The organism is Mariprofundus ferrooxydans PV-1, assembly GCF_000153765.1.
GTDB classification, from domain to species: domain Bacteria; phylum Pseudomonadota; class Zetaproteobacteria; order Mariprofundales; family Mariprofundaceae; genus Mariprofundus; species Mariprofundus ferrooxydans.
This window is the reverse complement of record NZ_DS022294.1, coordinates 1,049,868-1,075,362: the sequence shown is the minus strand read 5'-3', so window position 1 is coordinate 1,075,362 and position 25,495 is coordinate 1,049,868. Positions and strand designations below refer to the sequence as shown.

Annotated in this window: 28 protein-coding genes; 9 read left to right on the top strand and 19 right to left on the bottom strand. The window is 57.6% G+C overall.

What is annotated here, in order from left to right; all coding sequences use genetic code 11:
• The 3 genes from SPV1_RS04970 to hemC form a co-directional block, all read left to right on the top strand.
• Nucleotides 1-1,296: NAD(P)/FAD-dependent oxidoreductase (locus tag SPV1_RS04970; RefSeq protein WP_009850029.1), on the top strand; the 1,296-nt coding region annotated here is incomplete at its 5' end.
• A 27-nt stretch (nucleotides 1,297-1,323) separates the two neighbouring features.
• Nucleotides 1,324-1,485, top strand: a complete 162-nt coding sequence (locus tag SPV1_RS14485) for a hypothetical protein (protein WP_009850028.1) — start codon at nucleotides 1,324-1,326, stop codon at nucleotides 1,483-1,485.
• A 433-nt stretch (nucleotides 1,486-1,918) separates the two neighbouring features.
• Entirely contained in the window at nucleotides 1,919-2,851 is a 933-nt protein-coding gene (gene hemC / locus SPV1_RS04965; RefSeq protein WP_018294980.1) for a hydroxymethylbilane synthase, read from the top strand.
• 27 nt (nucleotides 2,852-2,878) lie between these two features.
• Here hemC and SPV1_RS04960 read toward each other — a convergent pair whose 3' ends face one another.
• From SPV1_RS04960 to miaB, 10 genes are read right to left on the bottom strand one after another with little or no spacing between them, the layout of a single operon-like run.
• A complete protein-coding gene (locus SPV1_RS04960; RefSeq protein ID WP_009850026.1) occupies nucleotides 2,879-3,493 on the bottom strand; it encodes a thiamine phosphate synthase in 615 nt (204 codons plus the stop codon).
• Between the two features lie 23 nt (nucleotides 3,494-3,516).
• On the bottom strand, nucleotides 3,517-3,915 hold the full coding sequence (locus SPV1_RS04955; RefSeq protein ID WP_231288289.1) for a DUF2782 domain-containing protein: 399 nt from the start codon (nucleotides 3,913-3,915) through the stop codon (nucleotides 3,517-3,519).
• Nucleotides 3,916-3,967: 52 nt separating this feature from the next.
• On the bottom strand, nucleotides 3,968-5,944 hold the full coding sequence (locus SPV1_RS04950; protein ID WP_009850024.1) for a bifunctional aldolase/short-chain dehydrogenase: 1,977 nt from the start codon (nucleotides 5,942-5,944) through the stop codon (nucleotides 3,968-3,970).
• Between the two features lie 28 nt (nucleotides 5,945-5,972).
• Nucleotides 5,973-6,509: a Smr/MutS family protein gene (locus SPV1_RS04945; RefSeq protein ID WP_009850023.1), complete on the bottom strand. Its 537-nt coding sequence runs from the start codon at nucleotides 6,507-6,509 to the stop codon at nucleotides 5,973-5,975.
• 2 nt (nucleotides 6,510-6,511) lie between these two features.
• Nucleotides 6,512-7,498: an NAD(P)H-dependent glycerol-3-phosphate dehydrogenase gene (locus SPV1_RS04940; protein WP_009850022.1), complete on the bottom strand. Its 987-nt coding sequence runs from the start codon at nucleotides 7,496-7,498 to the stop codon at nucleotides 6,512-6,514.
• Nucleotides 7,491-8,954: an apolipoprotein N-acyltransferase gene (gene lnt / locus SPV1_RS04935; protein ID WP_040881483.1), complete on the bottom strand. Its 1,464-nt coding sequence runs from the start codon at nucleotides 8,952-8,954 to the stop codon at nucleotides 7,491-7,493. The genes SPV1_RS04940 and lnt overlap by 8 nt, the downstream gene beginning before the upstream one ends.
• Nucleotides 8,955-8,956: 2 nt before the next feature.
• Nucleotides 8,957-9,787, bottom strand: coding sequence for a hemolysin family protein (locus SPV1_RS04930; RefSeq protein ID WP_009850020.1), 831 nt, complete (start codon nucleotides 9,785-9,787; stop codon nucleotides 8,957-8,959).
• Nucleotides 9,784-10,263 carry an rRNA maturation RNase YbeY gene (ybeY, locus tag SPV1_RS04925; protein ID WP_009850019.1) on the bottom strand — a complete coding sequence of 160 codons (480 nt, stop codon included), beginning with the start codon at nucleotides 10,261-10,263 and terminating at the stop codon, nucleotides 9,784-9,786. The genes SPV1_RS04930 and ybeY overlap by 4 nt, the downstream gene beginning before the upstream one ends.
• Nucleotides 10,256-11,221 (bottom strand): PhoH family protein, encoded by a 966-nt coding sequence (locus SPV1_RS04920; RefSeq protein WP_009850018.1) that lies wholly within the window; start codon nucleotides 11,219-11,221, stop codon nucleotides 10,256-10,258. The genes ybeY and SPV1_RS04920 overlap by 8 nt, the downstream gene beginning before the upstream one ends.
• Nucleotides 11,208-12,566 carry a tRNA (N6-isopentenyl adenosine(37)-C2)-methylthiotransferase MiaB gene (gene miaB, locus SPV1_RS04915; protein ID WP_009850017.1) on the bottom strand — a complete coding sequence of 453 codons (1,359 nt, stop codon included), beginning with the start codon at nucleotides 12,564-12,566 and terminating at the stop codon, nucleotides 11,208-11,210. Before miaB ends, SPV1_RS04920 begins: the two co-directional genes overlap by 14 nt.
• Nucleotides 12,567-12,659: 93 nt before the next feature.
• Between miaB and SPV1_RS04910 the strand changes: the two genes are divergently transcribed.
• The 4 genes from SPV1_RS04910 to SPV1_RS04895 all read left to right on the top strand — a co-directional run bounded on the left by SPV1_RS04910 (nucleotide 12,660) and on the right by SPV1_RS04895 (nucleotide 15,919).
• Nucleotides 12,660-13,865 carry an HDOD domain-containing protein gene (locus tag SPV1_RS04910; protein WP_040881481.1) on the top strand — a complete coding sequence of 402 codons (1,206 nt, stop codon included), beginning with the start codon at nucleotides 12,660-12,662 and terminating at the stop codon, nucleotides 13,863-13,865.
• Between the two features lie 41 nt (nucleotides 13,866-13,906).
• Nucleotides 13,907-14,257 (top strand): ASCH domain-containing protein, encoded by a 351-nt coding sequence (locus tag SPV1_RS04905; protein ID WP_009850015.1) that lies wholly within the window; start codon nucleotides 13,907-13,909, stop codon nucleotides 14,255-14,257.
• Between the two features lie 42 nt (nucleotides 14,258-14,299).
• On the top strand, nucleotides 14,300-14,599 hold the full coding sequence (locus SPV1_RS04900; protein WP_009850014.1) for a hypothetical protein: 300 nt from the start codon (nucleotides 14,300-14,302) through the stop codon (nucleotides 14,597-14,599).
• A gap of 117 nt (nucleotides 14,600-14,716) precedes the next feature.
• Entirely contained in the window at nucleotides 14,717-15,919 is a 1,203-nt protein-coding gene (locus SPV1_RS04895; RefSeq protein WP_009850013.1) for an MFS transporter, read from the top strand.
• Nucleotides 15,920-15,933: 14 nt separating this feature from the next.
• Here SPV1_RS04895 and SPV1_RS04890 read toward each other — a convergent pair whose 3' ends face one another.
• From SPV1_RS04890 to SPV1_RS04880, 3 genes are read right to left on the bottom strand one after another with little or no spacing between them, the layout of a single operon-like run.
• Nucleotides 15,934-16,965 (bottom strand): AI-2E family transporter, encoded by a 1,032-nt coding sequence (locus SPV1_RS04890; RefSeq protein ID WP_009850012.1) that lies wholly within the window; start codon nucleotides 16,963-16,965, stop codon nucleotides 15,934-15,936.
• Between the two features lie 3 nt (nucleotides 16,966-16,968).
• Entirely contained in the window at nucleotides 16,969-17,172 is a 204-nt protein-coding gene (locus tag SPV1_RS04885; protein ID WP_009850011.1) for a hypothetical protein, read from the bottom strand.
• Nucleotides 17,165-18,115, bottom strand: coding sequence for a sterol desaturase family protein (locus SPV1_RS04880; protein WP_009850010.1), 951 nt, complete (start codon nucleotides 18,113-18,115; stop codon nucleotides 17,165-17,167). The genes SPV1_RS04885 and SPV1_RS04880 overlap by 8 nt, the downstream gene beginning before the upstream one ends.
• An 89-nt stretch (nucleotides 18,116-18,204) precedes the next feature.
• On the opposite strand from SPV1_RS04880, the gene SPV1_RS04875 reads away from it, so the two are divergent.
• A complete protein-coding gene (locus tag SPV1_RS04875) occupies nucleotides 18,205-18,885 on the top strand; it encodes an OmpA family protein (protein ID WP_009850009.1) in 681 nt (226 codons plus the stop codon).
• Nucleotides 18,886-19,113: 228 nt separating this feature from the next.
• Nucleotides 19,114-19,317 carry a transcription antiterminator/RNA stability regulator CspE gene (cspE, locus tag SPV1_RS04870; protein ID WP_009850008.1) on the top strand — a complete coding sequence of 68 codons (204 nt, stop codon included), beginning with the start codon at nucleotides 19,114-19,116 and terminating at the stop codon, nucleotides 19,315-19,317.
• A gap of 117 nt (nucleotides 19,318-19,434) precedes the next feature.
• On the opposite strand, the gene rodA is transcribed toward cspE, so the two are convergent.
• The 6 genes from rodA to xth all read right to left on the bottom strand — a co-directional run bounded on the left by rodA (nucleotide 19,435) and on the right by xth (nucleotide 25,445).
• Complete coding sequence (gene rodA, locus SPV1_RS04865; RefSeq protein ID WP_009850007.1) at nucleotides 19,435-20,538, bottom strand: rod shape-determining protein RodA; 1,104 nt, start codon at nucleotides 20,536-20,538, stop codon at nucleotides 19,435-19,437.
• Nucleotides 20,538-22,367 (bottom strand): penicillin-binding protein 2, encoded by a 1,830-nt coding sequence (gene mrdA / locus SPV1_RS04860; RefSeq protein ID WP_009850006.1) that lies wholly within the window; start codon nucleotides 22,365-22,367, stop codon nucleotides 20,538-20,540. Before mrdA ends, rodA begins: the two co-directional genes overlap by 1 nt.
• Nucleotides 22,348-22,755, bottom strand: coding sequence for a hypothetical protein (locus tag SPV1_RS04855; protein ID WP_009850005.1), 408 nt, complete (start codon nucleotides 22,753-22,755; stop codon nucleotides 22,348-22,350). Before SPV1_RS04855 ends, mrdA begins: the two co-directional genes overlap by 20 nt.
• Nucleotides 22,752-23,540, bottom strand: coding sequence for a rod shape-determining protein MreC (mreC, locus tag SPV1_RS04850; RefSeq protein WP_009850004.1), 789 nt, complete (start codon nucleotides 23,538-23,540; stop codon nucleotides 22,752-22,754). Before mreC ends, SPV1_RS04855 begins: the two co-directional genes overlap by 4 nt.
• 3 nt (nucleotides 23,541-23,543) lie before the next feature.
• Nucleotides 23,544-24,581 (bottom strand): rod shape-determining protein, encoded by a 1,038-nt coding sequence (locus tag SPV1_RS04845; protein WP_009850003.1) that lies wholly within the window; start codon nucleotides 24,579-24,581, stop codon nucleotides 23,544-23,546.
• Nucleotides 24,582-24,686: 105 nt separating this feature from the next.
• On the bottom strand, nucleotides 24,687-25,445 hold the full coding sequence (xth, locus tag SPV1_RS04840; protein ID WP_009850002.1) for an exodeoxyribonuclease III: 759 nt from the start codon (nucleotides 25,443-25,445) through the stop codon (nucleotides 24,687-24,689).
• Between the last annotated feature and the right edge of the window lie 50 nt (nucleotides 25,446-25,495).

Genomic DNA, 25,495 nt, shown 5'->3' with positions numbered 1-25,495 from the left:
AGAGAGGATGTGACCTTCGACCTGAAGCAGGTGTACGACAAGGCTGGAATCACCTTCCATCAGGCCAAGGCAATCTCCATCCACCCGGAGGGAAGCAAGGACAACGAATCCCCATTCGTTACCGTCGAATTCACCGACGAGGCACGTGCGGGCCAGGAAGAAGCCCTTACCTATGACTACCTGATCAATGCCACCGGACCCAAGCTGAACTTCAACGCCACCGAGGGCCTCGGCCCGGATAATGGCTACACCGTGTCCGTATGTACCGCCAAGCACGCCCTGGAAGCTAACGAGAAGCTGCATGAGCAGATCGAAGCCATGAAGAATGGCGAGCAGCGAACCTTCGTGATCGGTACAGGCCATGGCATGTGTACCTGCCAGGGCGCGGCCTTCGAATACACCTACAACGTGGATCACACGCTGCGCGAGGCCGGCGTGCGCGACAAGGCACGCATTATCTGGATCAGCAACGAGTACGAATTGGGCGATTTCGGCATGGGCGGCGTGCACATCAAGCGCGGCGGCTATGTGACCAACGCCAAAACCTTCTCCGAATCGCTGATGGTGGAGCGCGACATCGAGTGGATCACGCGTGCCCATGTCAACAAGGTCGAACCGGGCAAGATTCATTATGAACTGCTCGACGGCAGCATGGGCGAACTTGAGTTCGACTTCTCGATGCTCATTCCCCCCTTCGCCGGCGTGGGTCTGCAGGCCTTCGATAAGAAGGGCGAGGACATCACCGGAAACCTGTTCGCCCCGAACGGCTTTTTGAAGGTGGACGGCGACTACACGCCGCGCCCCTACGAGGAGTGGAGTGCCGAGGACTGGCCGAAGACCTATCAGAACCCGACCTACAAGAACCTGTTTGCCATCGGCATCGCGTTCGCCCCGCCGCACCCGATCAGCAAGCCGATGAAGAGCACCAACGGCACGCCGATCAGCCCCACACCCCCGCGCACCGGTATGCCTTCCGCCGCCATGGCCGTCAACGTGGCCAAAAGCATCCGCGACATGCTCAATGGCGCCGAGAAGCCAACCCACCATGCCTCCATGGCTGAGATGGGAGCTGCCTGTATAGCCTCCACGGGTTCGCATTTCATCCGCGGCAGTGCCGTCTCGATGGCTGTCTACCCGGTTGTACCGGACTACGTGAAGTATCCGGCATACGGCCGCGACCTCAACCTGACCACCGGCGAAGTCGGCCTGGCCGGCCACTGGATGAAGTACATGCTGCACTACACCTTCATGTACCAGTCGAAGATGAAACCCGGCTGGTCATATATGCCGGACTAACCCAGAATACAAATCCAGGAGAGAGAAATGCCAAAAGCCACCAACCGTGAGCCCTACCAGCAGTCCTATTACCCGCCCACGCCGACGGGCTTCACCCGCTATATGCGTAATTCGCTACCGTGGCAGTTCATCCGCTTCATCGTCATCAACGTGAAGATGATCAAGCTGATGATGAAGTCGCAGCACTAAAGCAAACCAACACTTGAAGGAGACCCTCAGGGCTACGGTCAAACGTAGCCCTGTTTTTTTGAGCCACTTCACTAAGTTGTTGGAACAGCGCAGCAAGTCGATCTTCGATGCCTGCCGGCGGGCCCTGCGAGCAGTCCCGCCGCTACGGCGTTACCACCCCGCACTTCCTCTCCCGCTCAGAAGCACAATACAGAGCCCCACTGAATGATGTTCGGCCAAAAACAAAACTTATAAAAGTCTAACACAATGGTAGCGACTCAGTGAAATCCACTTCATCACATTATTTCGGGAGTATCAGGTTTCATTTTACCACTCCCCCTGATTAATCGATTTTTCCTTTCCTATGTGTCCTCTGCGATGAATTTTGCTGCAGGTTTTTACTTCGGAGGGGCAAAAAGGTACGTTTCGCATTCTCAATCAGGAGGAGAATTCAGTGCCCCACATTCGTATCGCCACCCGTCGTTCCCCGCTTGCCCTCTGGCAGGCCGAATATATTGCTGCCGAGCTGGAGAAGATGAGTCCGGACGTCACCACTGAGCTGGTGAAGATCGTCACCCGCGGCGACAAGATTCTCGATGTGCCGCTGGCAAAGGTTGGCGGCAAGGGGCTGTTCACCAAAGAGATTGATGAGGCGCTGTTCGACGGACGTGCAGATGTTGCCGTGCATTCGATGAAAGATGTGCCGACCCAGCTACCTGAAGGCACCAGTATTCGCGCCCTGCCCGAGCGCGCCGATCCGCGCGATGCCGCTGCCACCATTACCGGCGGCGGACTGGATACACTGCCTGAAGGCGCCACCATCGGCACCTCCAGCCTGCGTCGTGTTGCGCAGTTGCAGGCGCGGTTCCCCACATTCAAGTTTGTTTCTGTGCGCGGCAATATCCAGACCCGCCTGTCCAAAATGGGTCAGGAGGTCGATGCCATCATTCTGGCGGCTGCCGGCATTCGCCGCATGGGCATGGAAGATCAGATGCATGAGTTTATCGATACCGAAATGCTGCTGCCGGCTGTGGCGCAGGGAACGCTGGGCATACAGACACGTAATGATGATGACGTCGTCAATGCACTGGTAGACAGACTGAATCATGCCGACACCGTGGATCGCACCCGCGCCGAGCGTGCCTTTCTGGCCAGGCTTGAGGGTGGCTGCCAGGTGCCGATTGCAGCCTTCGCCACGCTCGATGGTGATCAACTGACCCTGAAAGGGTTGGTCGGTTCCGTTGACGGGAAAATTGTGATCCGGCGTGAAATCGTCGGCTTACGTCGCGATGGCGCTGCCATGGGCATTGCTCTGGCCGATGAAATCCTCGATGCCGGCGCGCGCCCTATTCTTGAAGCACTCTACGCCGAAGGTTCACACGGGTAATTCAACCGCGCAAAACAACCTGTGAGGCTAATCGCAGCTACGCAGTAGCCGGGTGGCATCACATGGTGATGCAGCACCCGCAATCGCACTGATGACGGCCATATACGGCCAGTCCAGCTCATTGCAGTTGTGCGTGGTAATGCCGCCGAGTGCCACCACCGGCAGCGCCGCCTGCTCAGCCAGCCTGCGGAAATCATCCACGCCCAGACATGCACTGCCGGGATGACTGGCTGTCGGAAAGACCGGAGAGAGCGTGGCATAATCAGCCCCGGCCTGCGCCGCCAGCGCCAGCTCCTGTGCATTATGACAGGAGGCGGCGATCATTTTAGCCGGGTCATTAAGCCATCCGCGCACAAGAGGGATCGTTCCGATATCTCGCGCAGCAAGGTGTACCCCGTCGGCATCGACCGCTTCGGCAATATCGGCCTGGCTATGAATGATCAGTTGAGCTCCGTGCACACGCGTCAACTCCCGCAGACGGGATGCCATGGCCAGCAGCTTGGCTGAACTCAGCGTTTTCTCGCGCAACAGTACCGCATCCAGACCGCCAGTCAGTGATTGCTCTACAGCGTCGAAAAAAGCATCTCCGGAATAACGGGATGTATCGGTAATCAGTGTCAGTGCCGGTGGTGTAACGGTCATGACAGGGCCCCCTCAGGCAGGAATCAGAATTCCTTTAAAATCCAGCTGGGCGGGGTAATACCTGTGGCTCCGCCGGGGAGGCGGCGCACAAAATTACCGGTGGGGTCGCGATAGAGATAATAGGCTGGCAGGCCTCCGGCAGGCTGTACCTTGATCTTGAACACGTGGCCGCGCTGGCCGTATTCGGTAACAGTGGCTCCATCCTTTCGCTGATAGGAGCGAATATCCACCGCTGTATCTTTATCCGGCGCCTTCATCTCATCCCGCATATTCGGCGCTTTTTCAATCACATCCGGCTGCTCAGCCGTGGTCGCCGGCGATGATGTCGCATCCGGCGGCGCCATCGCATCATCGGCAGCCTGCGCCGGCAATGAGAACATCAGTAGCATTATCAGGGAGAAAGTTACACGCATCACTATCATGCATGCATGATAGCAGCCGGTTGGCTCAGCGGCAGCAGTTTTTTTTATACGCTCAGATAACACGGTCATTTCCTCCATCCAGCGGCAGTTGCGCTCCGGTTGTACACGCAAATAGCGGGCCGGCCATGGCGCAAGCCATCTCCGCCACATGCCGTGATGTGACTTCACATCCCAGCACATTGTTCTTTTTGTAGGCTCCCACACTCAAGCCGTAACTGGCAGCCCGTTTCACCAGTACCTCCTCACTCCAGATCGCGGTATCAAAGACGGCATTCGGATGCAGAACATTCACCCGTATACCGTCACCTCCCAGCTCCAGCGCCGCCACCCGCGCCAGCTGCGTCAGGCCGGCCTTGGCCACCGAATAAGCGGCAGCTCCCGGTCCCGGCGCCGGTACATTCTTCGAGGCCATAATCACGACCGCAGGCTCGATGCCCAGCTTGAGGTATGGAGTAGCATACTGAAGCAGTCGCTGATGCGAGGTCAGGTTCAGCTCCATACTCTGCTGCCAGATATCCGCAGGCATCCGCTCAATATGATGACTCAGCGGAAAACAGCCGGCATTGCTGATGACAATATCCAGGCCTCCAAAATGACGCACGCATGCGTCTACCGCCTGCTGCACGCACCCGGCATCGGTCATATCACAAACCACTCCGAACACAGATACACTATCGAACATCGTGGTTACTGCCGGATTGATATCGAGTGCCGCCACAACAGCACCGTGGGCCAGCAATGCGTGTACACAGGCCTCGCCGATGCCGCTGGCAGCACCGGTAACCAGCGCAATGCGACCGCGAAATTCCGGTGCACTTCCGCCTTTTTTCAGTTTGGCCTGCTCCAGCTCCCAGTATTCAAGCTCGAAAATATCCTGCTCTGGCAGCGCCTGCCATCCACCCAGTGACTCTGCCTGCGCAATCGCCTGCATGGTATGACGGCCGATATCGGCAATGATCGTGCATTCACTCACCGTCGTGCCGAACGCGATGGCGCCGCGATCCGCCCACAAGCCCCAGCGCGGCGCCTGATCCAGACATCTCAGGCCGGGCGTGCAGTGACGCTCGAAATAGGTCCGGTAGTCCTCGCCATAGGCTGCAACTACCGCAGCCGGCTCATCGTCGTCACCCAGCAGCAGCGGGGTGCGCTTGGTGCGAATGACATGGTCCGGCGTCAATGGTCCGCGTGTGGCAACCTCGGCCACATCATCGCGCCCGGCAAAGCCGGCGACGATGGCGCTGTTGTCGATCTGCGCCAGTACCGGCACCCCGCGCACCTGCGATACGGCCGCGCGCACCGCTGCCAGTTGCAGCGAATTCACAGGTTGTGCGACAGCGTCAGCCACAGGCGGCTTCGCATATTCGGCCAGAAAGCGTTCAGCTTGCGATACCAGGCTAATCATCCGCTCATAACTCTCGCGCGCCGAATCGGCAAAGGTGAAGATGCCGTGGCCAAGCAATACGATCCCCTGAAGCTGCGACCAGTTAACCGAAGCGGTCATGGCAAACACCTGTTTGGCCAGCACAAAGCCGGGCATGATATAGGGCAGAATCAGCACCTGCTCGCCGTAGATCTCCTGCAGCCGTGCCTCGCCATCCGGCGTATTACTGATCGTGACCACCGCATCGGCATGCGTATGATCGACAAACGCAAACGGAATAATCGCATGCAGAATCGCTTCCACCGACGGATTCGGCGCATATGGATCAAGCATTGCAGCCCGCTGGGCCGTGACCATATCCGTATCGGAAAGCGATGGCAGTCGCGCCATTTTGAGCAGCACATCCAACCGCACCGGCGCAAAACCGGCCTTCTCAATGGTCGCCAGATCCCAGCCGCTGCCCTTGACATAGATCAGCGACTCCGTTTCTCCGAACAGGTTGACCGCATCGGCCTTCACCGATGTGTTGCCGCCCCCGTGCAGCACCAGCGACGGCTCCTGTCCCAGCAGGCGCGAGCTGTAAACGCGCAGTGCCAGCGGGTCGTCTGCCAGAGGCTGCGCGTCCTTTTCATCCCATAAACTGTTCATCCATTTTCCTCTAATCTGAAAGCATTATTCACGATCCCGTACGACGCAGCAGCACCAGGCAGGCGCCGCCGCCACTGCCCGGCTGCGGCACCGCCGCCAGCACATGACCGGCGAACGGTCCTTCGCGCAACCAGTGGTAAACAGCCTGCTTCAATACCGGATTACCATCGGGCGAGTGCAGACCGCGGCCATGGATGACACAGAGTGCCCGCGCCCCTTCACTGATAGCCATGGAAAAACCATCGCCCAGTGCATCAAGTGCCGCATCCCGGGTCATGCCGTGCAGGTCAAAGGTGCGCGATACAGGCGGCCGGCCGCCTGTGAGCCGTTTCAGACGCTCGCGGGAGACACCGTCTGCCACCAGCCACCAGGGCTGATCTGTCTCCTGCAGCGCTGCGGTCGCGGTCTCCGGCACCACGACCGCAGCACGCGGGCGCAGCCCGGTTACGTCACGGGCGCGAGGCGGGCGTTTTTTGGCCGGCACTTTGTCCGGCTCGGGCATACGCCGGACCTTACCCATGGCTTCGGCAAACAGATCGTCAGCCTCATCATGCCCGGCGGACACTTCTACTCCACCCGCTCCGGTCGGCTCATCAGCCCATGCACAGCTTCCTGTAGCGGCACACTGCCGCACAGCACCCGGTGCACCATCTGCATCAACGGCAGTTCGATATCCAACTTGACCGCCAGACGATCCGCCGCCGCAGCCGTACGTACGCCCTCGACAACCTGACCGATCCCCTCAACGGCCTCTTCCACCCCGCTGCCCTGCGCGATAGCCGCACCGAAACGGCGATTACGGGATAATTCACCGGTACAGGTCAACACCAGGTCACCCAGCCCGGAAAGCCCCATCACTGTTTCATAACGCCCGCCGCACGCCGATGTCAGGCGCGCCATTTCAGCCAGCCCGCGGGTTACCGCCGCAGCCACCGAGTTGTGTCCAAAGCCCAGTCCGTCGGCCATACCGGCCGCAATGGCAATAACATTCTTCAACGCACCACCCATGGCTACACCGATCAGGTCATCGCTGCTGTAAATGCGGAAAGAGGTGTCATCGAACAGGGCTGCCGCAGCTTCCGCCCGGGCGATGCTGGAAGCCGCCATAGTGATTGCAGTCGGCTGCCCCTGTGCCACTTCCAGCGCAAACGAGGGGCCGGAGAGCAGCGCAATGCGGGAAAGGTCGATATATCGAGCCAACACCTGATCGGTACGTTCCAGCGTCGTCGGGTGCAGCCCCTTACAGGCGGCAATCACCGTATAATCACCCTCTCTCAGGACAGGCAGTATCTCATCGGCAGCCGCACAGGGCAGCGCATAGACACAGGCGACCGTTCCTTGCAACGCCTCGACGGTATTCGCCGTCACGATCAGGTTGTCCGGCAGTCTGATACCGGGCAGGTAGCGGCTGTTTTCCCGCGCCGCATGCATGTACTCAGCCTGTTCATCACTACGTGCAACCAGTCGCACGGTGCGCCCGCTACGCGCCAGCACCAGCGCCAGCGCAGTACCCCATGAACCGGCACCGAGTACCGTAACCACCCGTTCACCCATCTTGTCGACTCCTCAGCCATGCCACAATCAACATCATCAGCGTGGCCAGCAGAGGCCAGTCACCCCAACGTACGTAAGGCGTCTGTTTATCCGACAGCTGATAGTCCACTGTCAGTGCGCCTTGTGTCCACCAGGGCAGGCTATCCCTGACCTGTCCGTCCGGCCCGATCGCTGCAGTAATACCTGTATTGGCCGCACGCAGCACATAGCGACCTGTCTCGACAGCCCGCATGCGCGCCGCCTGAAAGTGCTGCCAGGCTGCCGGCGTGGTGCCGTACCAGGCATCATTGGTGACATTGACCAGTACATTCGCGCCGTTAAGTACACGCGAGCGGGCCTGTTCGGGGAACAGCGATTCATAACAGATCAGTGCGCCGTAACGATGCCCGCGTATGCTCACTACGCCGCTATCCTCTGCCGGCCGGAAATTGGCAATTTCCGGCACCAGTGTGTGCAGAAACGGAATCCACGATGGGACATACTCACCAAACGGCACCAGATGCTGCTTGCCGGCAAACTGCCGTCCGGGCACCGCCGGATCCTCGGCCATCAATCCGTTCTGCGCCGTTTTGCCACCGGTCAGCTTCAGGCCGCCGAATAACAGCGGTGTCTGCCAGTCGTTAATCTGCGCATCCAGCCAACTACTCCAGCCGGGCGCCCGTTCAAGAAAAAATGGAACCGCAGCCTCTGGCCAGATGATCAGATCACTGCTGCCTGCGGCGGATGCCGATAAATCGGCATAGCGATGCATGGTTTCACCGACAAAGGCTCTGTCCCACTTGTGATCCTGCGGAATATCACCCTGCACCAGCGTGGCACGGTGCATATCACCGACGCCTGTATAGGGAGCCGGTGCCAGTAGCATCAGCAACATGATTGCTATCAGGCCCGTCGCCGCAGGTCGCCAGCGGCGCATCGACAACAGGACCAGCGTAGCCGCCGCCAGTGCCGGCAGCGCCGCCGCACCATAGACCCCGAACCAGGAGGCCCAACCCACGGCCGGCGTATCCAGCAACAGGTTGCCCAGCGCCGTCCACGGCAGGCCGGTAAACAGATGACCGCGCAGCCACTCTTCCAGCACGGTTGCGGCCGGAAAAGCAATCAGTATCCAGTTGCTCCGGCCAGCAGTGCGCCAGCACAACCATGCCAGCAGGGCCGGCAGAGCCGCCATCACGCAGCCGACCAGCAATACGCAGAAAGCCGCCACCAGCCATGGCAAATGACCGTAGGTATGCAGCGTCGATGCCAGCCACCATGCACCGAGCCCGAACCAGCCCAGTCCGAAGGCATAGCCCACACTGATCGCCCTGCCGGGCATCAGCAGCTTCAACCAGCCGGCCAGCAGCAACGGTGCCAGCCATATCTGATCGAAGGGGGAAAAGAGGAACGGCATTAGCGCACCGAGTCCGAAAGCCGTCGCATAGCGACTGAAGTGGCGCGCTGAGAATAACGACATGGTTATGGTTTCGCCGGCCGCATAAGCCGCTGCATGCGCACTTTGCTGATCCGTCGCGGATCTGCCTCTACGATATGGATACGGAAACCATCGAGCTTCACGCTCTCTCCGACATGCGGTATGCGACCAAGCCGGGTGATCAGCCAGCCGGCAACCGTATCGTAATCACCCTCCGGCAACGGCGAGCCCACGGCCTCCGCCAACTCCTCAATATGCATGCGTGCCAGCACCTGAAAGCTGCCATCCGGCAGCGCCTTGCACTCCTGCTCCTCATCCTGCCCGTCTTCACCGACTTCGCCGATGATCTCCCTGACCAGATCGGAGAGCGTCACCAGACCCGCCGTACCCCCGAATTCATCAAGGACGATAGCAATACGACAGGCATGCTCACGCATCTCGGACAACAGGCCGGACACCTGCTCCAGCTCCAGGACTTTCAGGCAGGGGCGCAACAGCTCCGCCAGTACCGGCGACTTACCGTTGAGCCCGGCCTGCATAATATCCTGCACATGCACCATGCCGAGCACATGATCGATATCGCCATCAATGACCGGCATACGCGAAACACCCAGCTCAATCATGCTCCGCTGCACCTCTGCCAGCGGCGTATCTGCCGCCACCGCTTCAATATCCGAGCGTGGAACCATCACTTCCCGTACGCGCGTATCGTGAAAGTGCACAATAGCTTCCAGCATATTGCGCTGCCCTTCCGATTGCACGGCAACGGCACGGCCGAGGATGGTCAGTAACTCCTGTTCATCGCGGCCCGGTCGCAGTGAGTCGATCAGCAGCGAGCGCAGCCGCCTTGTCCAGCCGGGCAAGATGCCACTCACTGGCTCAACTCCGGGTAGGGATCATGCAGCCCTAGCTGCTGCATGGCCTGACGTTCCAGTTGCTGCATCTGCGCAGCCTCCTCATCATCGATATGGTCATAATCCAGCAGGTGCAGTGTAGCATGCACGATCAGGTGCAGGATATGATCTGCCTGAGGCAGACCAAGACGCCCGGCTTCCTGCTGTACAAACGGTAGGGCCAGCGCGATATCGCCCAGCGACTGGTTCGGGTCGATGGCATCACTATCATCCTGCATCGGAAAGGAGAGCACATCGGTCACACAATCCAGTCCGCGCCACTGACTGTTGAGCTCCCTGACCTCCGCATCGCCGGCAAAGCGGATGCAGAGCATCGGCTCATTCTGAAAACCTGCAACAGAACAGGCAGCCTGCACAGCCGCGGCAATATTCTCCGGCGGAGTAAAATCCTCTGCCAGCTCATCATCAACAATAATATCCAGCCTGCTCTCACTCATGCTCGTCCGCCTCATAGGCATTGACAATCTGCTCCACCAGCCGGTGCCGCACGACATCACCCGCGGCCAACCGACAGATGCCAATATCCGGCACATTCTCCAACACCTGCAAGGCATGCAACAGACCACTGTGCTGATGACGTGGCAAATCAACCTGCGTCACATCACCGGTCACCACCATACAAGCACCAAAGCCCAGACGGGTGAGAAACATTTTCATCTGCTCACGGGTCGTATTCTGCGCTTCATCGAGAATAATAAAGGCATCGTTCAGCGTGCGCCCGCGCATATAGGCCAGCGGCGCAATCTCGATTTTACCCTGCTCCAACAGCCCGCTCATCCGCTCCACACCCAGCATGTCCGCCAGCGCATCGAACAGCGGACGCAGATAGGGGTCAACCTTCTGCTGCATATCGCCCGGCAGAAAGCCCAACCGCTCTCCGGCTTCAACTGCAGGCCGGGTCAGAATAATGCGCTCCACCCGATTACTGCTCATCGCAGCCACCGCAGCAGCCACCGCCAGATAGGTCTTGCCGGAACCGGCCGGGCCGACCGCCAGCGTCAGCGTCTTGTTCCGGATCGCTTTCAGATAGGCGCGTTGATTGGGTGTCTTGCCGACAATATGCCGCCGTCCGGCAATCATCACATCGGATCCGGCCGCCGTGTCATCGGCTGTCACCGCATCGTCTTTCAATACCCCTTCGATATCCACCTCGCTTAACTCCCCGTGCAGCACCAGCTGCGCCTGCAACCGCCTCACCGCCTGCGCGGCAGCCTCAGCCCGCTCGCCGTCCACCTGCCAGTGACCGGGCTGACCGAGCAGGCGAACCCTGTAACGGTCTTCAATACGTTTGATATTACGGTTGTCCGGCCCGCACAGCTGCTGCAGGTCGGCGCTGCCCAACTGTTCATGCAGGTGCAGGAGCACGGTGACCGGCTTGGGCTCAGTCGCCGGCAAGTATCAGCTCCCCGCGCAGGGACTGGCCATAGGTCTCGACGATGCGCACCGGCATCACCTGACCGATCTGACGTGCACTGCCGCGGAAATGCACGATACGGTAGTCCGCAGTGCGCCCTTCCATATCACCTTCATTGCGCCCGGCCTTCTCGACCAGCACCTCGACGGTACGGCCCAGCTGGCGCTGCATCGCCTCCCGACTCTGTTCACGCATCAGCGTCAGCAAGCGCTGCAACCGCTCATCTTTTACCGCTTCGGGTACGTTATCCTCGGCATGTGCAGCCGGCGTGCCCGGTCGTGGCGAATATTTGAAACAGTAGGCCGAGTCATAGCCGACCCGCCGCGCCAGATCGAGCGTATCTTCAAAATCAGCGTCGGATTCACCCGGATAACCGACAATAAAGTCAGACGAGAGTGCAATATCAGGACAATATTCACGCAGCTCTTCAATCTGGCGCAAATAGGTGTCGCGATCATGGCCTCTGTGCATCGCCTTGAGCATGGCATCGGAGCCGGACTGCACCGGCAGATGCAGATAGGGCATCAGCTGTGGAATCTCGGCAAACGCCTGACACAACTCGCTGGTCATCTCCATCGGGTGACTGGTGGTAAAACGCAAACGTTTCAAACCATCCAGCTTCGCCACAGCATAGAGCAGCATAGTAAAATCCCACTCCTCGTCATCCGGGCCCACTCCGCGATAACCGTTGACGTTCTGGCCCAGCAGACTGATTTCAACCACCCCGTCAGCCAGCAGCTGTCTGCATTCGCTCAGTATATCTGCAACCGGCCGCGACAATTCCGGGCCGCGTGTATAGGGCACCACACAGAAAGTGCAGAACTTGTCGCAGCCCTCCATGATGGTAACGCAGCCGGCGACGCCCTGCCCCTGATGCTTCGGCAGATGGTCGAATTTCTCGATTTCAGGCATTTCAACCTGTGTCAGGTGCACGCGCTCACGACGAATCTGCTTCACCATTTCAGGCAGGCGGTGATAGGTCTGCGGCCCGAACACCAGGTCAACATAGGGGGCTCGCTTCTGAATACGTTCGCCCTCCTGCTGACCGACGCAACCGCCTACGCCGATGATCATATCCGGCCGTTTGAGTTTCAGTTTGCGGTAGCGACCCAACTCCGAATAGACTTTTTCCTCGGCTTTTTCACGTACCGAACATGTATTCATCAGAATCACATCAGCATCTTCAGGCAGGGCGACCAGCCTCAGGCCGTAAGCCTGTTTCATAATATCGGCCATGCGGCCTGAATCATATTCATTCATCTGGCAGCCGTAGGTTCTGATAAACAGCGTATCCAGAGATTGCAGGGATTTGGTTTTATCTTTCATAGAAAGCTCGAAGCTAAAGGGCAGGCGGCGCACAGGCAAACATTGGTGGCAATATTCTTGCTCAGGATTCCATTAAACACATGCAGCACAGTCATGAAGCGGATTCATGGCAACCTGCATCATGGGAGAAAAACCTTGTCCTGGCTAAGTAAAATCGTCACGTGGTCATCCGGCGCCGGCATTGACCAGCACCCGTCAAACAGATCAACCTCCGCTCCGGCTACACCCGCTCGCCCGATCGTCAGAAAAATGACCCCCGGACAAGTACAACAGGCAGATACCGGCACACAGAAAACCCTGCAACAGCTGCTCGATCAATCTCCACCGCGAGCCCGCTCCACGTACAATCTGGAGCAGCCACCAGGCATGCAAAAAGAAGTACTGGATCGGCTCAGTCGCCACATCCGGGCCATCCCGCCCATGCCTGAAATATGGAATGAAATTCAGGATATTCTGCAACATCCGGGCACATCTGCCAGCGACCTTGGTCACTGCGTGGCGCGTGATCCGGTGCTCTCGGCACGCATACTCACCGTCTGCAACTCGGCGGCCTATGCCACGCCCGGTCAGTCCGATATCGGCAACATCCCGCTGGCCATCGCACGTCTCGGCCTGCATGAAACAACCGCCGTCATATTTCGGACACTTGCGCCAGACATGACCAATGACAACAACCGTCAGCAAATACGACATATCTGGTTTCATACCCAGGCCATTGCGGCCCTCTCCCGCTTACTGGCAGAACCAGCGCAAATCGTCGATCGATCACAGGCATCGCTCAATGGCATGCTTCATGACATTGGCAAACTGGTGATCCTGAATATCGAATCACCACAGAGACTGGCGCAGCTGGGCTCAGCAATCCATGACGGTGAACCATCACTCTCGGCTGAGTTCGCCATTCTGGGTTATACCCATATTGATGCCGGGATGATGCTCTCCCTGCACTGGCGACTACCCGCTCATATCAAACAATTTATTGCACACCACCATCACCCGGACCGGACAGACATAACACCTGTAGCGGCGCCTGAACCCGCCATGGTGAATCATCTCGCTCACCTGATTCTGCAACACTCCATTGACCATGAGCAGACGGACGCCATCTGGCTACCCTCTTTGCGCAGCTCCGATCCCGACGCCACCCGTCGAGCTATCGAACTGCTGAAAATTCCCGCACACAGCCCAACATTCTTTCAGCAGCTGCAGCAATCCGTCGATCGTCTGAAAACGAGTTTTCCCGACCTGTTTCCGCCGGAAACCAGCTTGCAACCTTCACCTGACTGCAAGCAACGCTGAAACGGTGGACTTCCTGCACCGGTATCAACGATAGTTCGCACATGAGCGATTATCCGGCAAAAACATGCGACATCAGCAACCTTGTGCGTCACCCCAAACTGGTGGAGGCCGCCGTCCGCGGCATGAAAACCAGACAGGGGCGCGACGGCGTCTATGCCTGGCCCGAAGAGACATTTGAACTGGAGGGTGTTACATTCGTCGTCACCTCACTCACGCGAGAAAGACTGGGCGACATGACCGATGCCGATGCCCAAGCGGAAGGCTATCCGAACCTTGCCGCATACAAAGATCTGATTCTGCGCATGCACAAGGGCATGCAATGGAACCCGGATGCACTGGTCTGGGTGCACCGCTTCCGCAAGCTTGATGCCGCGCCCGCTTGTGAAGGTTAGCATCCCCCCGCAATATCGATCTCACTCAGGAGCCCATCAGCCATGACCAGTAACGATACGTCCGACATCCTCGCATCCATCAGAAAAACGCAGGAAAACATTGCCGTGGTTATCGGCGTGATCTTTACACTGACCATGTGCATCTACTTTTTCACCTATGCCATGATGGTAGACAGAGGTTATAGCGGCGCACTCTGGCTGATGGGCATATCCAGCATCCTGATGCTGCTGGCTCTGATCTATCTGAAAAAGGTCTCCTTTTTCTTTACCCGCCTGTGGCTGGGCCGCAAAGCCCCCTATCGGGATGTGATCGCCACCATGTCGGCCAACACGCCTTCCTAGTCACTCCATCAACGCCCTATAGCGGCTGTCACGACTAACGGCAGGATATAAAGTGAGCATTGATATTCACATAAGCCATGTCCCAGTCCGCCCGCCTGATCGGCCCGTCCCTGCCCCATGCTGAAACATGCACACGCCGTGCTTCATCGCATGCCGTCCGGTATCTGGGCTCTCGGTCTGGTTTCGATGTTTATGGATATTTCATCGGAACTTGTTCACAGCCTGCTGCCAATATTCATGAGCTCGGTATTGGGCGCCAGCATGACAACCATAGGTGTGGTTGAGGGAGTTGCCGAAGCAACCGCCGCCTTCAGCAAATTCTTTTCCGGTTTTTTCAGCGACTGGTCGGGTAAACGCAAAGCCGTCGCGCTCTTCGGCTATGGGCTTTCAACACTGACCAAACCGGTTTTTCCATTGGCATCGTCGATCGGCTGGGTGCTCTTTGCCCGGGTTGCCGACAGAGTAGGCAAAGGCATCCGCGGTGCCCCCCGAGATGCGCTGGTTGCCGAGCTCTCACCACCGGAGCTGCGCGGCGCGGCTTTTGGCCTGCGTCAGTCGCTTGATTCGGTCGGCGCATTTATCGGCCCTCTGCTGGCCGTCTTGCTGATGTTGCTGCTGGCCAATAATATCACCATGGTGCTTTGGCTGGCTGTGTTACCGGCTGTTGCCGCCGTCATCATCCTGGCACTGTGGGTACATGATCCCGAAGGGAAAGCACGTACGGGTAAATCATCAGCACCTGTTCTATGGGCGGATTTAAAGCGCCTGCATCTGCATTACTGGCTGGTTGTCTGCCTCGGCGCCGTCTTTACGCTGGCCCGCTTCAGCGAAGCATTTCTGGTTCTGCGCGCTGAAAATACCGGCTTGTCGCTTGCATTCATTCCAATGGTCATGGTGGTAATGAGTCTGGCTTATGCCATCGTTTCGTTACCGGCCGGCATCGCCTCCGATCGCTTCAGAGCCAGCTCCATGCTGGTGGCGGGCTTGTTCGTGCTGGTGCTGGCAGACCTGCAGCTGGCATCGGCTGATTCGGCATGGTCCGTACTTATCGGCTCAGCATTGTGGGGCATGCATATGGGCCTGACTCAGGGGCTGCTGTCAAAACTGGTGGCCGACAGCACTCCCGCTCATTTGCACGGATCGGCATTCGGCTTGTTCAACCTGATCAGCGGTCTGGCCCTACTGATGGCAAGCATCATTGCCGGTATGCTCTGGGACAAGGTCGGCCCGTCAGCCACATTCCTGTGCGGAGCCCTGTTTGCCGGCACGGCCATGCTCGGCGTGATATTCCACCGGGGGCTCAGTCGACACAGCCACTGAACCAGCCCGGATTATCAGCCTTTATCATTCTGCAGCGGCTCAATATCCGGCCCCAGCAGCACAGCAATCCAGCGTGTATCATCATTCGCCTCCAGAGCCAGTTTGACAATCATCGTCAGCGGCACAGAGAGCAGCATGCCAACCGGCCCCAGTATCCAGCCCCAGAACACCAGCGACACAAACACGACCAGCGTGGAGAGCCCGACACCGCGACCCATGTAACGCGGCTCAACCACATTACCCATGATGATATTGACCGCCAGATAGCCAACACCCGCCGCTAGGGCACTGCCCGGCCCAAGTTGAACCAGAGCCAGCAGCACGGCCGGAACGGCGGCGATAATGGAGCCGATATTGGGAACAAAATTGAACAGAAAGGCGATCAGCCCCCACAGCAGCGGATAATCAACACCAAGCAGTGCCAGCCAGATGGCAATAACAGCGCCGGTCGCCAGACTGACCCAGCCCTTGATCGCCAGATAAGAGTTCACGCTGGCGATAAAACGGCTGAAATGCTCACCGGAGGGGGCATGTCGACCCATAAGCGTCCATTTATGCGGCAGCGCGGAAGCTTCCAGCAACAGAAAAATAACCGTCAGCACAATCAGAAAGGTATTGGCCAGCGCATTGCCGAGCCCCGCCAGCAGTTTACCCGCCATGCCCATGGCCAGCGACGGACTGAAATTATCGCGCAGCAGTTGCGAATCCAGCTGCAGGCCGAATCCCGACAGCCAATTCAGCAGGCCATCCGTCTGCGTCTGCAACCTGGCCTGAAAAACCGGCAGATTGTGTGAAAAATCGGACAACGAAGCACCGACGAACACACCGATCAATGTTCCGGTCAGCACCAGAACCAGCGCGATGATCAGCACGGCCACCCCGCTCGGAAGACCGCGCGCATGCAGCCAGTAGAGCGGTGACAGGCAGATAATGGCGATAAATGCGGCCAGCAGAAATGGAATCAGCAGCGAGGCTGCCGCCTGCATGCCTGCGACCACCACCACAAAGGCTGCACCTGTCATCAATATCGGGTTACCGGTCTGCATCGCTTACTCGTACGCTGCCAGACGCGGATCATCCAGCTCGAAAACCGTATCACCACTGGCGAACATCAGCTTCAGGTAGGGAAGGCAGCCTTCACATTCAAGCCCGCAGCCTGTGGCCTGCTGAGCAGCTTCCAGGCTGGCAAACGCCTTGAGCTCCTCAAATGTCTTATGCACGCACTCGCAGCGGTTCACCTGTTCATCACACATCATCTCTCTCCCGTAGGCGCGACTTGCCGCGCAGCGATGGATACTGGCCGATCTCCCCCGAAAACGGCAAGCACAGCATGTAGGTCAGGCTGTGAGTCGGGGCAGACTGCAGGTGTGCAAGGCCAATCGTCATCGCATCATGGCCCGCCTCCGGCTGCGCATGATAGGTTGCAAACAGCCGATCCCACAGGCTCAGGTTAAATCCATAATTGCTGTTGGTTTCACGCCTGATAACGGAGTGATGCACCCGGTGCATATCAGGCGTGACAAACAGTCGGCGGATAACGGCATCCGCACGCACAGGCAACCGGAAGTTGGCATGGTTGAACATAGCCATCCCGTTAAGTATCACCTCGAACAGCAGCACGGCCGGGACAGATGCTCCGAGCAGCGCGACAACAGCCATTTTGATCAGCATCGACAGCAGAATTTCGAACGGATGGAATCGCAGCCCCGTTGTCACATCAATATCACGGTCTGCATGATGCACCTGATGCAATCGCCATAACGCCGGTACGGCATGGAACAGACGATGCTGGGCATAGATCGCCAGATCGAGCAGCACCACTGCGCAAACCAGTGCAATCGCGGGCGGCCAGGCCATGAGATGAAACAATCCGAAGTGATGCAACTCTGCCCACAGCGCAACAGCACCGGCTCCGGCCACAGGCAACAATCGCACGAGCAGACTGTTGATCAGTACAATCAACAGGTTGGCCGGCCAGCGACGGTAGCCGAAACGTAGCCTGCGGCGAGGTGCCAACCCCTCGGCTATAGCCATCATGGCAAAAACAGCAAAAAAAATGCTCACCCGTATTGAAGATTCGTCCATTTCAGTATCATGCAGCAAGCATGCACACTGCGAAAGCAGAAAATAGGAGCGCGAACATAGTGCGGCTGTTTCACCTGCGGGGGCTATATTACGCTTGGTGATGCAGGTCATTGCCGTTAGCCTGAGGATTCATATCATTGGCGCGGCTTTATACATTAATAAATCGGCATGGTGCCGATGGCGCCAACGGAGGATGGAACATGAACAGAATCATCATACTGGGTGTGGCAGCAGGCCTGACACTCACAGCCTGCGTTAGTGATCCGAATGATCCGAACAAAAATACCAAGGAGAAAGCAGCCGTGGGCGCAACCATCGGCGCACTCGCAGGAGCCGTGATCGGCTACCAGGGAGATCACTCCGGCGGCGCTTTGCGCGGAGCCCTGATCGGTGGTGCGGCAGGCGGTGCACTGGGTGCCGGCGTCGGCATCTATATGGACAAACAGCAGGCTGAGTTCAACCGGCAACTGGCTGCAGAGCAGCAGGCCCACCAGATTGAAGTGGAGCGTTTACAAAACGAGAACCTAAAAATCACAATGAATTCGGAGATCTCCTTCGACTATAACTCAGCCCAGCTGAAGCCGGCCTTTACCGACACACTGAACAAGGTAGCCGATATCCTGAAGCGCTATCCGCGTTCGACCATCCGTATTACCGGCCATACCGATAACCGCGGTTCGACCCAGTACAATCAACAGCTCTCAGAGCAGCGCGCCCAGGCCGTAAAATGGTATCTGAGTGACCGCGGCGTCGATCCGCGTCGCATCATCGCTGAAGGTCGTGGCGAACTGCAGCCACGCGCCACCAATGACACCGAAGCCGGCCGCCAGCTGAACCGGCGCGTCGAAATGCTGATCGTTCCGGATCAGGATATTCAGTAACTCGTCAGACAGGCAAGTCCGGCCGGGCTCCATGCCCGGCCGGAGAGCCGGATAAAAAAATGCTGGTGTTATGCTTTTGGGTCCTCTACAATGTGCCCTGCAGAACATGGTTGTTGAAAGTGTTGTTTGGCCGGCTCGGAAGTTTCTTCTCGATTATCCCAACGAACAGTCTCATTTGATTAAACATGCATGCATAATTTATCGAATAACGATTGAGGTATAATTCAAATGGCAACAGGTACAGTAAAGTGGTTCAACGATACTAAGGGCTTCGGCTTTATCGCGCAGGATGATGGCGGCGATGACGTGTTTGTACACTTCTCCGCAATCCAGACAGACGGCTTCAAGTCTCTGCAGGAAGGTCAGAAAGTTGAGTTCGAAATCGAAGATGGACAGAAGGGCCCACAGGCTCGCAACGTCACCGCTGCGTAAGCAACAACACTTCAGTACAACAATATAAACATCAACAACGCCCCGTCTGGAAACAGACGGGGCGTTTTTTTGACCCCGCGCGAACACATGACAAGAACTGACAGCGCGACAGCTTCTTTACGCCAACGGACTACCCGGCCTCTGCCAGGGAATCTGGCCCTTCGACTCAATGGCGATGCGCATCACCAGACCCGACGCAGCCAGCATCGTCACCAGTGCTGATCCGCCATAACTGATGAATGGCAGCGGCAGACCAACCACCGGAAATATCCCCGATACCATGCCTATATTGACCGTAATATAGAGCATGAAGATCGATGCAATACCAATACATAACAACGAAGCAAAGCGGCTATAGGCCTTGTGGCCGATCCACAGGATACGCAAAATCAACGCAGCGTAGAGAAACAACAACAGCGCCACAGCGATAAATCCGCCCTCTTCAGCCAGAACGGAGAAAATAAAATCTGTATGCTGTTCCGGCAAAAAGTGAAGCCTGTCTTGCGTACCGTGCAGAAACCCTTTGCCCAGCAGGCCACCGGAACCGATGGCAATCGTCGATTGAATCACATGATAGCCTGCTCCCAACGGATCGGACTGCGGGTCCAGCAGCGTAAGCACCCGCTGCTTCTGATAGTCATGCATGAAGTGCCAGAGCAAAGGCAGTGAGGCAAGCCCCGCCACCATCGCCAACCCCAACAATCGCCAAGGTAGGCCTGCGGCGATAATCATCGCCGATGCGGCAAACAGCAGAACCAGCGTCGTGCCCAGATCCGGCTGCATAATAATCAGGGAAGCAGGCAGCACCGTTAACAGCAACGCTGTCAGAATCTCCACCCATCCCCTGGCTTCACGAGAGGAAAACCAGTGGGCCAGAATAAACATCAGCGCCCACTTCATGATTTCGGAGGGCTGCAGATTCATCACCCCCAGGTCCAGCCAGCGGCGTGCACCCATGTGAACATCACCGATCAGCGGTACCAGCAACACCAGCAGCAGTGCCACGCCATACATCGGCCAGCAGGCCAGACCAAGCAGGCGCAAGGGCATAAAACACAACGCCATAAATACCAGCATCCCGACGCCCCAGAATATCCCCTGCTTCTGCCACAGCCCCGTATCCCCCTGATGCACTGCGGCAAACAGCGTCACCATGCCCACCACAGCAAGAGCACACAAGATCGCCAACAGCACCCAGTCGATCGATTTCAGAAAACGCATCACGGCTCTCTCCCTGTCGTGACGAGATGATCCTTCGCCGCCATAGCGCGAATAACAGCTGCGGCAACAGGGCCTGCCGCACTGCCTCCATGACCACCATGCTCGACAAGCACGGCAATCGCTATTTTCGGGTTCTTGTAAGGAGCATAACCCATAAACCATGCATGATCCCGATACTCCCGCTCCTGCTGCGCCTGACTGATTATTTTCTTTCTATCCTGTGACATCTTGATCACCTGGGCCGTGCCGGTTTTACCCGCTACATCCCATGGAGAGTTCGCCAGCACCCTGTGCGCCGTCCCATGCGGGTCTGACACCACGCTACGCATTGCCTTGCGAATAACATTCAGCTGTTCCGCAGAAACATCAACCTGATGCATTACCTCCGCCTGTGCGCCCGCCAGCAGCTGCGGCTTGAGCACTTTTCCGCCATTGGCAATGGCAGCAGCCAGGCGGGCTATCTGCAGCGGTGTTGTCGTCAGTGTGCCCTGACCAATCGCTGTGATCATGGTTTCACCCCGAAACCATCGCTTGCGCTTGCTGGCATTGTTTTTAATAGCCGACATCATATACGGGCTTTGGCTGGGTACACTGCCGCGTGACTCGGGACTAAGCTCAATACCTGTTTTCTCACCCAGCCCCCACTCCTGCGCTGCATCACTGATCGCCGACATCCCCAGCTCGTCACCCAACTCATAGAAAAAGACGTCACAGGACTCAACCAGTGCCTGATGCATACTGATTTTACCATGCCCTGAATGTTTCCAGCAGCGCAGCTTTCTATCTGCCAGCTCGACAAAACCGGGGCAAAAGGTCGAACCCGTGGCCAGCCTGGCATGATGTTCCAGACCGGCAAAACCGGTCACCAACTTGAATGTCGAAGCCGGGGGATAAGCGGCCTGCATCGCCCGATTCAGCAATGGCTTTTCCGGATCATTCAACCACGCATTCCACTGGTCGGACTCAAGCCCCGTTATAAAGCGATTGGTATCGTACCCAGGTTTACTGAGCAGCGCGATAATCGCGCCCGTATGCACATCCAGAACAACAACCGCGCCCGTCCTGTCACCGAGCGCATCCGAAGCTGCCTGCTGGATATCGATATCCAGCGCCAGTTGCAGCGTCTGTCCCATCTTTGAAGGCGCACGCTTGAGCACAGCCACCCTGCGACCGACTGCATCCACCTCCTCCTGCTGGTAACCGGCCACACCATGCAGCTGCTGCTCAAAGGCCTTCTCAACCCCTGTACGGCCGACGAATTCACTCGGAAAGTAGCCGGCATCAAGGTCACCCTTGCGTGCCAGCGACAGATAGCCGATCACGTGCGAAGCCAGTGCTCCGTAGGGGTACTGGCGATAGCTGCCGGACTCGACATCCACGCCCGGAAAGTGATGCAGCCTCGCAGCCAGTGGCGATACCTGCTCCCATTGCAGTTTGTCATCCAGCAACACAGGGCGATCGGCTCGGGTATGTTCAATACGCTTGCGCACAGACGCGAGCTTCACATCACTCCAGTGCAATATATTCGCCAACGCATGCAACGTATAATCCATCCGGGTCACCCGCTCCGGAATCAGCTGCACATGATAGGCAATCCTGTTGACCGCCAGGCCGCGCCCCTCTGCATCGATCACTTCACCGCGAACCGGCAGAGTCGGCACGATATTCAGTCGGTTCTGCTCCGCCTGCAACATATAACGATCATGCTCAAACCATTGCAGTTTGAGTACCTGCAACAACAACAGCCCCATAAACAGAGGTACTGCCACGTAAAACACCAGCATGCGCAGGTCAAAACGGCTGCGCTTCTCAAGCTGCTTGTTGCGCATATTGCCTCGTTAATAAATGCCATACAGGTATGCACAGACAGAGTGTAAGCAGACAGGCTTGCAGGGTCCAACCGTCCGCCATCATGGCCAGCAGAGCCAGAACAAGCAGCACCAATCGCTGCGGCAGTCCCGCGCCGAGATGCTGGTCCAGATAGATCATGGCCAGTGGAATCATAGCCACAACCATGAAAACAGTCGCCAGTGACCAGTAGAAAGTGACATCATGTAGCAGGATGGCCGGCAACACCCAAAACCAGTTGTGTCGTTTGGCCAGCAGGCTCGCCAGCAACAGCGCCAGCGCCCAGTCCGGCTGGATCAGTGAGCTGGAAAAGGCCATATTCATATTCAACCCCAGCAGGGCCAGCAGCAGCACCGTCAGTGTAATCATGGCCCTGCATGCAATTGCGAAGCAACAGCCAGCCAGTTATCCCGTTGCCAATGGGCTGCAGGTTCTGCCGTCGTCTGAACAAACAGGCGGCCGGCGATGGGCTCTACATTGGTAATACGTGCCACAGCAATACCAGGCGGGAACAGGCCGCCGGCACCACTGGTAAACAGTACCTCCCCTCGTCGCGGAGCCATCTGTACGGGAATAAAATCAATCGCGATGCTGTTGCCCTGACCACGCGCCAGCGCCGCCAGCGCCGTGCCGGGAATCGTCACCGGTACCGCCAGCGACGCATCGAAAATGGTGCGCACTGTCGCATGATCCCGCATCGTAGAGTCAACCACGCCGACCAGCCCCTCACTGGAGACAATAACATCATCCCGGGAGACACCATTCACCTCCAGAACCAGTCGTCGGCTCATACTTTCCGGGCTGCGACCGCGCACCTTGGCGGCATGCCAGCGATAACCGGGCATGCCGGCAATGTCCAGGATATTGCGCAGCTGCCTGTTTTCCTCACGCAGACTGTTAGCTTCCTGAATCAGGGCTGCCTGTTGCTCCACTTTAATACGGTAACTCATGTAGTCTGACTGTAATTGCCGCCGCTCGGAAAACCACAGCGTCGCTGACTGCCACCAGTTGGCCGGGGCATGCAATGCCTCCAGTACAGGCGACATCAACAACATCGGTGTTGAACCGGTAGCCAGCTGCGAAAAGACATAGAGCCCCGCCACCAGGGTCCCTCCAATCAGCCACAGTTGATAGCGGCGTCTATTGAGGGGCATGGCTTACTCCTCGAACAGAACGCCTCGCATGCGATCCAACTCTTCCAGCACGCGACCGCTGCCCAATACCACACAATCCAGCGGGTTTTCTGCTATCGTTACCGGCAAGCCGGTCTCTTCACGCAGCAGCTGATCCAGCCCCACCAGCATGGCGCCACCACCGGTCAGCATAATTCCCTTGTCGACAATATCAGCGGCCAGCTCCGGCGGCGTACGCTCCAGACAGACCTTGACGCCTTCAATGATGGCATTCACAGACTCGGTCAATGCTTCGAGAATTTCAGAGTCATCGAGCAGCAGGTTTTTCGGTACACCATTGATCAGATCGCGGCCCTTGACCTCCATCTGACGACGGGTGTCCTGTGGAAAGGCACTGCCCAGCTGAATCTTGATTTTCTCTGCGGTCGGCGCACCCACCAGCAGACTGTATTTGCGACGCAGATGATTGATGATCGATTCATCCATTTTATCGCCACCCACACGCACCGAGCGTGAGTAGACGATACCGCCGTAAGAGATCACGGCAATCTCACTGGTACCACCGCCGATATCGACAACCATCGAACCGGAGGCTTCGGTTACCGGCAGACCGGCGCCGATCGCTGCGGCCATCGGCTCCTCAATCAGGTACACTTCCCGTGCGCCAGCCGACAGCGCCGACTCGCGGATGGCGCGGCGTTCTACCGGTGTGGAGCCATATGGTACACAGATCACAATACGCGGATGAATACCCCAGCTGCGCTCGTGCACCTTGCGGATAAATTGTTTGAGCATCTCTTCGGTCACGACAAAGTCGGCAATTACGCCGTCCTTGAGCGGACGAATCGCCTGAATGGAGTCCGGCGTGCGTCCCAGCATACGCTTGGCATCCGCGCCGACTGCCAGCACACGCCGATGTTGCCTGCCTCCGCCGACATGTACCGCCACCACGGACGGTTCATTGAGCACAATGCCCTGGCCACGCACATAAATAAGCGTATTGGCTGTGCCAAGATCGATAGAGATATCGCGTGAGAATATTCCAAACAAACGCTGCAGCATTAGTTTACCTGCCTATAAAAAGGTGAAATGCCGAGACTAGTTGCACAGGAGAGACAGGTAAAGCCATACTAACTTAACAATATTGCCCGAAAAACGGGGCGCTGCTCATTCAAACTCAATCCAGACCGGCGCATGATCACTCGGGCGATCCAACTCCCGGTATTTCACGGCCACCCCGGCCGCGCTCAGCGCCAGGGCATGGGTAACCAGCAGATGGTCAATACGCACCCCCCAACCGCGGCGATAAGCGCTCATGCGGTAATCCCACCAGCTGAACATCTCTTTCTCCGGATGCAGACTGCGCACGCCATCAATCAACCCCAGTTGCAACAACGTTGAAAAAAACTCGCGTTCCGGTTCTGAGCACAGGATTTTCCCCTGCCACCGGGTTGGGTCATGCACATCGATATCGGCAGGGGCAATATTAAAATCACCGAGCAGCACCAGTCTGTCATGCTGCTTAAGCTCCTCCTGCAGAAAATCGCAAAGTGCCTGCAGCCAGCGCATTTTGTAGGCATATTTATCCGAGCCTATCTCCTGCCCGTTGGGGATATAGACATTGACGACGCGCATGCCATCAATGGTTGCTGCCAACAGCCGGCGCTGCGGATCATCCAGTCCGGGCAGATCATTCACCACCTGCTGCATGGAGGAGCGGGCAAGCATGGCAACACCGTTATAGGTTTTCTGACCGGAAAAGATGACCTTATAACCCGCAGCCTCAAGCTCTGCGACAGGGAAACCGGCATCCGGCGTCTTGGTCTCCTGCAGCGCCAGCACATCCGGCTGCTCATCGCGCAGGTAGGCAAGCACATGCGGCAGGCGCACATTCAGCGAATTGACGTTCCATGTGGTGATTTTCATGCCCCGATAATGACCCGATAGCCGGCCGGTCTCAAGCCGGAGCTGCGCAG